Source organism: Ensifer adhaerens, assembly GCF_020035535.1.
In the GTDB taxonomy this organism is placed as follows: domain Bacteria; phylum Pseudomonadota; class Alphaproteobacteria; order Rhizobiales; family Rhizobiaceae; genus Ensifer.
Genome location: NZ_CP083351.1, coordinates 161,469 through 173,469, shown reverse-complemented (window position 1 = coordinate 173,469; position 12,001 = coordinate 161,469). Strand labels below are relative to the sequence as shown.

Genomic DNA, 12,001 nt, shown 5'->3' with positions numbered 1-12,001 from the left:
ACCGAACGGAAGAGTAGATCAAGTCCCGGTCGGGCTGGTTGTCGAGCACGACAAGGTTGTGGCCGGCGGGAGCAACATATGCGCGACCGTGTTCAATGCATCAAAAATTCCCGCGAGTAAGTCGCTTTTTTGTTCTCCGCTACTTCGCGATGCGGTTTCGGGAGACGCCTTCGCGCTCACGCTAAGCCGGCCAGTCTCGACAGCCAACGCATCGACCGCCGGTTTCTCGGCCCGGAATCTACAGCATGCGCAGCTCGACCGCGGCCGCTCTTACTCATCTCGACGCGATATAGCCCACGACTGCGGCCGTGATCCCGGTGGCGGAATTGCTTCTGAAATCTAGTCGCCGCAAAAGGTGCCTTGCCTCCATCCGCTTGGCCGGCGCAATCACTTCACGACCGCGTCTCTTGTCCATCCTTGAGGTTAGTTGCTGCCAGGAAAAGAAGATCGACTCTTGGTTTTGATCGCGGCGATGCGCCTGTGAACCGCGTGGGCTGATGTATCGCAATTTGACACCATAGCCCAACGGGGTAAGCATAGCGGTGAGCAGAAGAGCACCCACCAAGCCAAAAGCACTCGCAAATTGGATATGGCGACGGCGACCGGTTTAGAGAAAAAGCTGTAACCAGGATTGCTTGGCGCCATGCAATTGGAGGCCCGCAATGAACCGTAAGTCGACCGAACAAATCGAAGCCCTCAATGAAAGAATAGCCTCGTTGGAAAACGAGAATGCCCTTCTACGCACGGAATCCGGGCAAGCTGCGCCCGTGGTAGACAGCAAGATCTCGGACGCCGCCGCCTTTGAGTCTGCCCGGATGCGGGCGCTTCTGCGTGGTGCAACCGACTACGCCATCATTGAGACCGATGCTGAGGGCCGAATAACATTCTGGAACGCCGGCGCGACCACGTTGCACGGGTGGACCGAAGAGGAAGCTATCGGTCAGAATATGTCGTTGCTCTTTACACCCGAGGATCCTCGCTCAGGCGTGCCCGAGGGGGGCGAGGCGCTCGCTGACGAGGTGTTTGAAGCGAACCGATGGCATCTCCGCAAAGATGGCAGCAGGTTTTACGCCCATGAACGCGCAATTCGCTCCTCTGGCGACCAGCCCCCACGCTTTTTGAGAATTGTTCATGATCGAACAAAGGAGCTGGCTGATGAAGAACAGATGCAGCTTATCTTAGACAGCGCCGTTGACTATGCGATATTCACTATGGACCGCGGCGGACTTGTGACTACCTGGAACCCGGGTGCCGAACGGCTCCTTGGATATCAGGGCGGCGAGATCCTGGGGCAACCCGGGCGTATTATTTTTACCTCGCAGGATCGCGAAACCGGCGAGCCCGAAAAAGAAATCGCCAAAGCCCTGACCGACGGAAGGGCTGAAAACGAGCGTTGGCACGTGCGGAAGGACGGCACCCAGTTTTGGGGTAGCGGCTTGATGTTGCCGCTCCGAGCGGAGGGCACGCCGGGCTTCCTCAAGATCATGCGAGATCAAACACAGCGCCACCGGGCCGAAGAATTGAACAAGACTCTCATTGGAGAACTCAATCATCGTGTAAAAAACACCCTCGCTCTGGTCCAAGTCATCGTGAGGGAGACGTTGAAAGACAGCGCAGCCGAGACAGAGGTCCGGGCCCAACTGGATGGTCGTCTCCTCGCGCTGGCCAGTTCGCACGATATTCTGGCATGCAAGAGTTGGGAAAGCGCAGACCTGGCCCAGGTAATCCGTGGCAGCCTTCGTCCGTTCGTCGCAGAGGACGATTTCGAGACCCGCGTTAACATCAAGGGGAGAGATGTGCGCCTCGACTCATCGCTGGCTCTTTGTTTGGGCATGGGCTTCCATGAGCTGGCAACTAACGCTACCAAATATGGGGCCCTTTCCGTATCCGGTGGACGGATCGAGATCACTTGGGGGGATCGGGTCGGCGGGCTGTCCTTGAGATGGAAGGAGCGAAACGGCCCGCCCGTCTTGCCGCCCACGCGCAAAGGCTTCGGATCGCGATTGATTGAACGCGCATTATCTTTCCAAACCGGGGGGGCGGCGCAACTTTTATATCAAGCTGATGGACTTCGATTTGATCTCTCGATCCCCACGACCGCACTCAAACGATAGCTCCTTCAGCTCTTCACAATATTGGGATATGCAAGGTTCGGCTGGCGTTGAACGTCCTCGCTCTCACGCTTTGGCGATTGTTGTTCAGGCACTACCGGTGGCGAAAGACCAACAACATGTTGTTGGTAGGCATCTCGATCGTTTCGCTAAGCCCCGCGGTCTCACCCGCGTGTTCAAGATCAGCGATATCACGCACACCCCAGGCTGGGTTTCGCTCTCTTAGAGCCGCGTCGAACGAAACGCGAACTCTCCAGCCCACTGAAACGATCGGACGGCGGCAATATGCCGACCCTTCCGAATGCCTACTATCGCTCGCCTTGGTGAAGACCGAAGCTTCTACCCAGCTATTTGTCATGAACTAAGAGGAAGGGGATCGGTGGCTTCGCTCAGAATTGCAAGATGTCGTCGATAGCTGAACATCGTCCACGCTTGCGGCGGGTCACCTCATCAATGATGCCCATTCTCTCTAGATCGGCGAGTGCGGCGTTGACCGTTGGTGCGGGCAGACCTGCTATGTGAACAATCTGGTTTGCCGTGTGAAAAGGGTTCTGCTGGAAAAAATCGTGAATGTGAAGGGCCGACCCTGCTCTATCACTCCCCATCGTGATCCGTTCCCGATCTTCCTTGAAAAGACCGCCGCTCTGGGTCGCAGCCCCTATCAAGCGTGAATTGGTCCTTAGGCGACACGCAAATCTGGCCCGCTGAGGATGTTTAGTTACTCTCCATACCGGCTGGACGCACGCCCAGTACGATGCGATTGACGTCAAAGAACTCCGGATTGTCTTTCTCGATATACGCGCCGATCTCATCAAGCCGCCGCAACGCCCGAAGCGTCCAGCGAATACGTTTCACACTCATTATTGACGACAGACCTGACGTACTTCCCAACGACTTTCGCCACATCTTCATCGCGGGCGAACTCACCCCGGTCGGCCTCGGCCAACCCGGCTTCGATCTCGACGAGCTGCCATTCCTGCTGCTCAACGAAAGCCTCGATGGCTTCGGCAGCCATGTAAGAGCGGGACCGATCCAGCTTCCCAACGAGCTGATCAAGCTTGCTCGCGGTTTCATCTCCTCGCCGATCGTTTGATGAGCGTCCATGATTCTCCCCGGAACCACAGGCGCGGGTCCTAGGCTTCCCCATTTCGCCTAGGGCCCGCCGGATCGGAACACACTTGGCCCCCCTAGACACCTTTGGGGCCATTTTCTTTGGCAGCACGATGAGCGCGAAGTCTGCTCAAACGCACTTTTATCAACATCCGATGTAAGGCAACCTTCTCCGCGTACATCTTCATCTCCCTAAGGCGGTCTCGGTCTCTAACATGAAGAGCCGCCGACTGCTCGAAGGTGGCGAGTAAGACGTGAGCCAGCCGAGCGTCACCGCCACGCGCCTCAAGCGTGCCGACAATTTCCCGCTGGGAAGCTATGTGGCGCGCAGAATCGAGCACGTGGCGTTCAGCCATTGCAAGGCTTCGATTGATGAGGGCCAGAGCGATCATAATCCAGTCTAGCACGTCGCCGGCGAGCTGGAACCGTTTCGGGCTTGAGGATTATGAAGCTAGTCTCCGGTCCCTCGTTGACCACCGGAGCTCGGCACATCCTTTCTTTGGCCCCTTATTCCCTTTCGGAGCCATTCTTTCGTCCGGAATCTGACGAAGCCCTCTTTTCTGGAACGATCCGGTTTCTTTCCGGTTATTTAGAGACCCCTGACCTACCCCCGCATATCAGAGGTTGGCTCACCTAAAGCCCTATAGATCGAGTCGAATGGCCTCGGCGCCCTGTCGAAGCCATCTCCTTTCTGGATAGCCCTTCACAAGGCCAAGTAATCAATTTCGAGTAGGACTCTGCTTGGCCCGCGCCCGTTCGATGTAGGGCCTTGGTCGTAGTCGATCCGCCAATGGTCCGGGGTCAATTGCGGCTCGCATGATAGTTGCATAGGCTTTTCAACCCGAAGCATTCTTCAGCAGAAGGAAGCGTCAGCATGAGCAAAACCATCCCGGTGCGCTTAAGCGAAGACGAAAGTCCGGGGTTCGTAGAAGGTGTGATTGCGTCAGGGGGGCACGTCAACGCTGTCGGTCACAATATGTACGTGATCTGTGACGAAGGCGAACAGGATGCCGTATTAAAGGAGCTTAACCGCATCTGCGAGAAGTACACTGACCGCGATTCGATCAGGCGGGAGATTGCTAACTACCTCCTATCGATTAGTCGATGACTGTCCGGTCCGCCAGCGGCAACTTCGTGTTTGAGATGGATCCCGGAGTAGATTGGGAGATCCTAACTGAAGTGCAACACGCCGGTTTTCAGGGTAGGGGTTCAGCCTCCCTCTTGCAAATGTGCGCGGAACACTTCGGCGGGCGTCCGGTAGTCGAGGCACTTTCGCGGCTGGTCGTTGAGATGGCGAGCAAGCTGGATGAGCTTGCGTTGCGACACGCCTGCAAGATCGGTATCGCCTGGCATGAACCGACGGATGCGCTTGTTGATGTTTTCCACGGCACCTTTCTGCCACGGTGCACTGGGGTCGCAAAACCAGCTCCGCGCGCCGATACCATCTTCCAAAGCCCTGAAGCCGGCAAACTCCGTGCCGCGATCAAAGGTGAAGCTCTGCCGGGCAAAGGCTGGCAAGGGAGAGAACGTTTCGATGATCTTGTCCATGATCGGCCGCGAGTGCCGGCTGTGGTTCTTGATCATGACGGTGTAGCGGCTCTTGCGTTCGATTAGTGAGGTCACGTTGGCGTTGCCCAGGTCACGTTGGAAGATCAACAAGTCGCCTTCCCAATGCCCGAACTGCGAACGATCACCAATGAAATCAGGACGTTGCGATATCCTGCAGGCAGCCGGAAAAGTGCCGTCGCGCGGCTTCCTCGAGCCGCGGGGGCGGCGTTTGCGGCGGCCTTCCGACAGATGCTGATAGAGCTCCAGCGCCTGATCGTCCTTGCCGTAGATGCAGCGATAGATCGTCTCGGTGCAGACCCGCACGGCGCTCACGCCATCGGCGAGCAGACGACCGGCAATCTGTTCCGGTGACCAAAGTGCCTTCAGCTGCTCGATCACCAATTCGCGCAATTGCGGGTGCCGCACGAGCTTCCTCAAACGCTGCCGCCGCTCTTTGCGGATGTCGTCAGCAACGGTTGGGAAGTAACCGCTATAGTCGGGCAGCTCGCGATCGTGGAAGGTGTTGCGCCGGATCTCACGGTAGATCGTCGATCGATGACGACCAAGTTCGCGCGCCATTTCTTTGATCAGCACTTTGCGTTCGACAAAGTGGAAGAGGCGGCGTCGATCGGCCAGATTCAGCTGCGAATAGCGTCGGGACATTCCAAAATCTCCAGGGGGAAACCATTGAAATCATTGGCATGTCGCACTTCAAATTAGAATGTACCATTAGGCTTCCGGACATCGCATAATTCCGATCGCATGCCGGTTGCCAGGCTGGAGCGCGCGGAGCACCCTCGGTAGTCGGATCGCAAACGCGCCTGAGGTTTTCTCAGGCGCGTTTGTCGTGAGAACCTATTGATCCCCGCCAGGGGCTGTCTTATTTTAGGTTTGCCACATATATCACTTCTATCGGTGGGCAGTTACCAGGGCCTCGCCGGCTGGAAGATCATTAGCGCTTTCGCCCCAGTTGAGGAGGTCGCGCGATGAATTCCACGGCCAGTCCCAAGGCACTTCTCCCCCACGAAATGAATGAGGTCGATCGGCGCTTCAGTGAGATTGTGAACGAGCTAGGCCTCCCGCGCGACTGTGCCGCAGCAGAATCGATCGCAGCCCGCATACTTGGTCATTACCAACGAGGCCTTCGGGATCTTGCGGTCCTGAAAGACGCGATTGGCATAAGTTTGAGATCTGGCGCCGACGAGACGTCAGACGTTGCCCGCGACCAAATCGCGGTGGTTTCGGTCGAAGAGGTGGCCGGCGGTCCCGATAGCCAGATCAGCCCCGAAGACCTCCAAATGCTCCAGCGCACTTTAGACCGTATGTGCGTCTGGTGCAGCATTCCGAGATATGGAAAACGGGCCGACCGGCTCGCCCGATATCTGACCGAAAGGTTCAGAAGCGGGCGATACGATGGAACGTCGTTGTTCGAAATTGCGGTGTGGCTTGAGCAGCATTCCAGCGATACGGCATACCGCTGGGATGCATGACTCGGCACCGAAGAAAATAAATGCAGGGCAACGGAACAACTCCGTTCTCAATCCGTTTATCGATGTCGATGATCGAGCTGGGTCATCGAAAAGGAGTTCCTCTCTCCCCAACGGGGGCTCCTGTTTGGATCAGCTCTTCTTGGCCCCTGAGGCGCACTCGGGGCCATTTTTTTGATCCCGGGTTTAAGTTCAGGGCCAGCGACAAAAAAGAGGCCCTCCGTGCGGAGGGCCAGTTTGGACTAACGGCATGATAGTAACGTCAGTATGCGCCTGACTGTTCCTCACTTGATTGAGCTCGGCCGACCGGCTTTTCGGACGGCCATTGTCCGCCCGCCAAACGGACAAGTCGTATCAAGCTCGACGAGAAACTCAGCAACGCTCGGCTGAGCGCGCTCGCCGCCCAATAGTGGCAGGCTCGGCCGTCGAGTAGGTACAGACAGCGGAGCGCCAAACTTCATGCTTCATTCCGGCTCGGACCGGATAGGGGCGCTCGACTTTCAGGCTACAGCCGAACGTTACGTGTCTCGCGAACAAGAGAATGCCACGCTTGAGGAAATGCTCGAAGCTGCAGAGCGTGTCGATCGCGGGGAGCCAATTCCGCCGGCCCTTGAGAAGGCATTGTTTCATGGAAGTTCCATCGGCGGCGCCCGCCCGAAAGAACGAGAAGTACATAGCCAAATTCTCCGCGACAAACGACACCTATGCGGTGGTAAAGGCGGAGTATGTGGCGATGCGACTAGCCGAAGTGGCTGGATTGAATGTGGCACCGGTGCAATTGGCAAAAGCCAATGGCAAAGACGTATTGCTCGTGCGCCGCTTTGATCGTGAACGTGGCAAGCACGGTTGGGCGCGACGTGCCATGGCCTCCGCGCTGACAGTTCTTGGGCTTTCGGAAATGGAGGCGCGCTATGCCAGCTACATTGATTTGGCGGAAATCGTTCGCGCACGCTTCTCACAACCACAGCCGACCTTGCGTGAGCTGTTCAACCGAATGGTCTTCAACATCCTCGTCGGCAACACGGATGACCATGCCCGCAACCACGCCGCTTTTTGGGACGGTAGTCGCCTCTCCCTGACGCCAGCTTACGATATATGCCCTCAATCACGATCGGGGCGAGAAGCAAGCCAAGCGATGCTCATTCATGAGGGCGACAAGCGGAGCCAGATAGAGCTTTGCCGGCTCTCCGCACCGTCATTTCTTCTCAGCGACAAGGACGCGCGGGCCTGCATTGATGGCCTGATCGAGGGCATCCGACGCGCGTGGGGTGAAATTTGCGATGAAGCGGAACTTAGCCGGGTCGATCGGACGTTTTTTTGGCGGCGTCAGTTCCTAAACGACTACGCGTTTGACGGATACATTGACAGTGCCCCAGTAGGACTTTGACTGGATACTTCCTCGTGAGCAAAACCAGCGAACCCAAATGCTGCAGCCGCGTTGGTGATGCGCCCGAGACGCGCGGCTCGCCATCTAAGAATTAAGCTGGACATTCAAAGATAATCAATATGCCAATCCTTGATCATATATCCATGAGCATGGATCGTAATTTCAACGTGAACTCTCTAGTTCGGCTCGGCTCCGGCCAATCCAGAGCAACCCCCGACTTCAGCTCGGTCAATCCCATCTGGAGGAAATTGCCCGTGGCAGGTCACCGAGAAAGTGCCTCGACTACAGAACACCGGCCGAAGCGTTCCGGGCACATTTGCAAGATGGATGCTGAACCCTACCCTAAACCGACGTGTTGCACTTCAGTTAGGATCTCCCGACCCGGAACAGGACGCGACCTCCCCACAAGCTATGGGAATGCGAGCGTTCTGTTCGCTTGAGAATTCACCGGACTGCCTTCTTTAGAGCATCTTGAATTCGGTCCATGCGCAGGCGTAGATATCATCACCAATTGGTGCTATTCGTAACGCCGGAAAATAAGGATCCAAATTATGCGGTCGACTATCAACCTCGATGATACTCTCATAGAAAGAGCCAAGTCCCTGACCGGCACGAAGGAAACCTCCGCCTTGGTTCGGCAGGCGTTAGAGACACTTGTTCGGGTGGAGTCCGGAAAACGCCTCATCGCGCTCGGGGGAACTATGCCGAATGCGGAGGCAGCCCCACGCCGCAGGAGCGCAGCAGCCAAGTGATACTTGCAGACACCTCAATCTGGATTGATCATTTTCGGCATGCCGATGGTGAGTTGCGCAGGATTATTGAAGACGATCTTCTCCTCTGCCATCCCGCTGTGATTGGCGAACTGGCACTTGGCAGCCTTCGCGACCGCAGTAACGTCTTGGCCGTCCTGGCGGCTCAGCGTGAGGCGCTCGTCGCAACCCATGACGAAGTCATGACGATGATTGATCGGCACGCCATTTTCAGCATGGGCATTGGCTACACAGATGCCCATTTGCTGGCCTCAGTTCTCCTTGATCATCGAGCCACTTTGTGGACCAGAGACAAGCGGCTGCGGGTAGCCGCTGAAAAGGCAGGGGCTCTGTTGCATTTGGCTGGCAATTCACGGAACTAAATGCTGAAACGATGATGATCGTTGCGGGTTCGTGTCTGCCGGGCCCACCATATTTTTGGGTTGCTCTAACCCCGAAGGCGGTTGGCTGTAAATGAGCGGCGATCTGATTTAGTATTTGTTTTGTCGTCTGCACGGCTTAGCTCATTCTGGCTGCGAACTGACCGAACTACGGACGCGCATAACCTCAAGGGATCTCAGACGAGGAAGTCGCGTAGAGGGAGCATCCCGCTCAGAGCCAGCACGATCTGCGCGTGCGATCAGCGGACAGCGCCGCCGATCGCACCTGTATCGCGCTTGGTCGGACAGATGGGACGCTTAGGAGATGGAGGCAACCGCGGCATCAACCGCATCGCCCAGGCGCTCCACGATCGTATCGACGTCGCCCGCCGCCAAGATGAATGGAGGGCCGCAGACGGACGCTATCGCCAGTTAACGACGATCGGGTGAACGTCTTGTCGATCGAACGCAAATCGCATCGCGCCACCAGGAAGATCTGCTTTATCCCCTCTAGCCATTGTTGGCGACTTCAACCGCCACAGGGGGAGTGCGGCAGTGCTGGAGCACCGGACTCGGAGTGGGACGACGCCTATTCCAACGGTGCGAGTATCGCGCGCGATGACCGCTGGCCGGCCGCCTGGGTAGAGCCCGCCGAAACCTTCCGCAACACGGCCGCCGCCGGCCGCGCGAAACTCGACCTCGCTTAAGGCGACTGGACGGGCAACCGCCTCGATCTCTTCTTGCCAGAGGGCACGCCCAAGGGTCTCATCGTCTTCGTACATGGCGGCTTCTGGCTTCAGCTCGACAAGAAGTTGTGGTCGCATCTGGCCGCCCGCAGGATCGCGAGTAGTTATACCGTCGCACGACCTTCGCCCGATGCTCTCGACGGCCATGAATGCAAGGCTTGCCATCGACGAGGCGGAGGCAATGGCGGAAAGCCCCGCCTTGCTGCGGCCCATGCGGAATGCCCGCATCACCTGCTGGGTGGGCGGCAACGAGCGTTCGGAATTCCTGCGGCAGAACGCGCTGCTCGCCAATATCTGGACGGGTCTCTCTCGGCGCGACCACGGCTGAAGTCATCGAGCCGGACAGGCACCATTTCAACGTCATCGACGGCCTGGCCGATGCGCAGCATCCGCTGACGCGGCTTCTGTCCATCAGACCAGATCAGCGGCGCCGGCACAGGCCGGCGCCGTAAACGCTTAACCGCGGTTCTGGCCCATGCGGGCATAGGCCGCCGGGTCGGACGCCTTGAGGCGGCTCGCCATCAGGAAGCCGGCAATGCCCGCGAGAGGGATCAGCGCCGGCAGGATGATGCCCAGCGAACCGCCGGTAGTCTGGGTGAGATCGCCGAAGTTGATGAAGATGTAGACGAAGAGCGCCGCCATCACGAAGCCGGAGACGGCCGGCAAGATGAGCGTCGTCAGCACCAGAGCGTCGCCACCCTTCTTGCGGAAGAAGACGATGACCGAGAGCGAGGTGATCGTCATCATGCCGAGCACGCCGAGCGTGCCGACCTGGCTGATCCAGGTGAACATGTTGAGCACCGGATCGAGCCCCAGACCGGCAAAGACCGCCAGCACCACCAGCGCCATCACCGTCTGCACCACCGAGCCGACATGCGGGCTCTGGTGCGCATCATGCGTGCGGCCGAAGGCGGCCGGCAGCAGGCCTTCGCGGCCGGCGACATAGCTGTAGCGGGCGATGTAATTGTGGAAGGCGCTGATCGCCGCAAACAGGCTCGACACCAGAAGCAGGCCGGCAATGGCCGGCACCGGGCCGCCAACATAGGTGCCGGCGAGATCGAAGAAGAAGGCGGTCGGATCCGGCAGCGCGCCGATGGTCGGCAGGAGCTTGTCGGCGCCGACGCCGGCAATCATCAGCCAGGTCGTGAAGACGAAGAACAGGCCGATCATAAACACGGACAAATAGGTCGCGCGCGAAATGGTCTTTTCCGGATCGCGTGCCTCTTCGGCATAGATCGTCGTCGCCTCGAAGCCGATGAAGGAGCCGAGACAGAACAGGATCGCCGCCGTCAGCGAGCCGGAGAACATGGCGGTTGTGTCGAAGAAATTGAACGACAGCGTGCCCGCCCCGCCCTTGCCCAGAATGGCGAAATCGACCAGCAGCACGATGAGATATTCGAGCAACACCAGCACGATCATCACCTTGGCCGAGAGATCGACCTGGCGATAACCGAGGACGCCGACGAGCGCGACGGCGATCAGGCTCCAGAGATACCAGGGCAATTCGATGCCGAAGCCGGCGAACACGCCTGCTGCCACGCCGCCGAGCAGGCCGATCAGACCGAATTGCATGGCGTTATAGGCAACCACCGCGATGATCGCGACCGCACCGGCCATGCGCCCACCGAGCCCGCGCGCGGCATAGGCATAGAAGGCGCCGGCATTGGTGACATGGCGCGACATCGCCACGTAGCCGGCCGAGAAGGCCAGCATGATCAGCGTCATCAGAAGGAAGGTCGCGGGAATGCCCGTGCCGTTGCCGAGCAGGAAGGCGATGGGCACCGCGCCGGCCACGCCTGTCAGCGGGGCGGCGGCCGAGATGACCATGAAGGTCACGGCGATCAGCCCCAGCGAATTTCTGCGGAGTTGGTTTACCCCCGCCGTCGTCACGTCAGTCATTGGTCTCTCCAGTTTTGTTCCCCACGCGCCGGCTCACCCCACCGGCATCCGCAGCCTCGTTTCGTTATTATGTGCGCTACGGCAGTTGAACCGCCCGGTGATAGGCCCGGTGGCCATAGAGCAGAGAGGCCGGATTTTCCGACAAGCGGACGTTCATGACGCGTCCGATGATGATGTGATGCGTTTCCCAGAGCACCGAGGTCGCGACCTGGCACTGGAAGCTCGCCGTCGCCCCTTCGAGCGCCGGCTGGCCGAGGTCGCCCGCCGACCACGGCGTGCGCTCGAAACGCTCGGCATGTTCGCCAGCCGAAAGCCGCCCCGCGAAAAGGTCGGAGACCTGATGTTGGTCCTCGTGGAGGAGGTTGGCGCAGAATGAGCGGTTTTTCAGGATCGCCGCGGCGACCGGGCTCATATGATGGAGGCAGGCGAGCAGCGAGGGATGCTCGCCATCGGCCGAGACCGATGTGAGGGAACTAATCGTAACGCCGAAGCGGCCCGCCTCACCGTCCGTCGTCACCACGGCGACGAAGGTTGCGGCGCGGCTCATGCCTTCGAGGAATTGCAGGCGAAGTTCCGGTTTCATG

Annotated in this window: 10 protein-coding genes and 4 pseudogenes; 8 read left to right on the top strand and 6 right to left on the bottom strand. The window is 58.5% G+C overall.

Annotation, left to right across the window (positions count from 1 at the left end; all coding sequences use genetic code 11):
• Positions 1-662: 662 nt before the first annotated feature.
• Entirely contained in the window at positions 663-2,114 is a 1,452-nt protein-coding gene (locus tag LAC81_RS35460; RefSeq protein ID WP_223730876.1) for a sensor histidine kinase, read from the top strand.
• 91 nt (positions 2,115-2,205) lie between these two features.
• Here the strand turns inward: LAC81_RS35460 and LAC81_RS35455 are convergent.
• The 3 pseudogenes from LAC81_RS35455 to LAC81_RS35445 all read right to left on the bottom strand — a co-directional run.
• Positions 2,206-2,352: pseudogene (locus tag LAC81_RS35455) on the bottom strand (DUF938 domain-containing protein); the annotation flags it as partial.
• A 113-nt stretch (positions 2,353-2,465) separates the two neighbouring features.
• Positions 2,466-2,770 (bottom strand): annotated as a pseudogene (locus LAC81_RS35450) (helix-turn-helix domain-containing protein); the annotation flags it as partial.
• Positions 2,771-2,922: 152 nt separating this feature from the next.
• Positions 2,923-3,186: pseudogene (locus tag LAC81_RS35445) on the bottom strand (CopG family ribbon-helix-helix protein); the annotation flags it as partial.
• A 289-nt stretch (positions 3,187-3,475) separates the two neighbouring features.
• Here LAC81_RS35445 and LAC81_RS35440 point away from each other — a divergent pair.
• Together LAC81_RS35440 and LAC81_RS35435 are read left to right on the top strand one after the other, a co-directional pair.
• Positions 3,476-3,625, top strand: a complete 150-nt coding sequence (locus tag LAC81_RS35440; protein WP_223730875.1) for a hypothetical protein — start codon at positions 3,476-3,478, stop codon at positions 3,623-3,625.
• 470 nt (positions 3,626-4,095) lie between these two features.
• Positions 4,096-4,329, top strand: a complete 234-nt coding sequence (locus tag LAC81_RS35435) for a hypothetical protein (protein WP_223730874.1) — start codon at positions 4,096-4,098, stop codon at positions 4,327-4,329.
• 101 nt (positions 4,330-4,430) lie between these two features.
• On the opposite strand, the gene LAC81_RS35430 is transcribed toward LAC81_RS35435, so the two are convergent.
• Complete coding sequence (locus LAC81_RS35430) at positions 4,431-5,432, bottom strand: IS30 family transposase (RefSeq protein WP_223730873.1); 1,002 nt, start codon at positions 5,430-5,432, stop codon at positions 4,431-4,433.
• Between the two features lie 323 nt (positions 5,433-5,755).
• Here LAC81_RS35430 and LAC81_RS35425 point away from each other — a divergent pair, with 323 nt between their 5' ends.
• The 5 genes and pseudogenes from LAC81_RS35425 to LAC81_RS35405 all read left to right on the top strand — a co-directional run bounded on the left by LAC81_RS35425 (position 5,756) and on the right by LAC81_RS35405 (position 9,970).
• A complete protein-coding gene (locus LAC81_RS35425) occupies positions 5,756-6,259 on the top strand; it encodes a hypothetical protein (protein WP_223730872.1) in 504 nt (167 codons plus the stop codon).
• A 625-nt stretch (positions 6,260-6,884) separates the two neighbouring features.
• Positions 6,885-7,643, top strand: a complete 759-nt coding sequence (locus tag LAC81_RS35420) for a type II toxin-antitoxin system HipA family toxin (protein ID WP_235693208.1) — start codon at positions 6,885-6,887, stop codon at positions 7,641-7,643.
• Positions 7,644-8,194: 551 nt separating this feature from the next.
• A complete protein-coding gene (locus LAC81_RS35415; protein ID WP_223730870.1) occupies positions 8,195-8,395 on the top strand; it encodes a type II toxin-antitoxin system VapB family antitoxin in 201 nt (66 codons plus the stop codon).
• Positions 8,392-8,775: a type II toxin-antitoxin system VapC family toxin gene (locus LAC81_RS35410; RefSeq protein ID WP_223730869.1), complete on the top strand. Its 384-nt coding sequence runs from the start codon at positions 8,392-8,394 to the stop codon at positions 8,773-8,775. The genes LAC81_RS35415 and LAC81_RS35410 overlap by 4 nt, the downstream gene beginning before the upstream one ends.
• A gap of 605 nt (positions 8,776-9,380) precedes the next feature.
• A pseudogene (locus tag LAC81_RS35405) lies at positions 9,381-9,970 on the top strand (hypothetical protein).
• A 4-nt stretch (positions 9,971-9,974) separates the two neighbouring features.
• Here the strand turns inward: LAC81_RS35405 and LAC81_RS35400 are convergent.
• Positions 9,975-11,417, bottom strand: a complete 1,443-nt coding sequence (locus tag LAC81_RS35400; protein WP_223730868.1) for an APC family permease — start codon at positions 11,415-11,417, stop codon at positions 9,975-9,977.
• A gap of 76 nt (positions 11,418-11,493) precedes the next feature.
• On the bottom strand, positions 11,494-12,000 hold the full coding sequence (locus LAC81_RS35395; RefSeq protein ID WP_223730867.1) for a flavin reductase family protein: 507 nt from the start codon (positions 11,998-12,000) through the stop codon (positions 11,494-11,496).
• Between the last annotated feature and the right edge of the window lies 1 nt (position 12,001).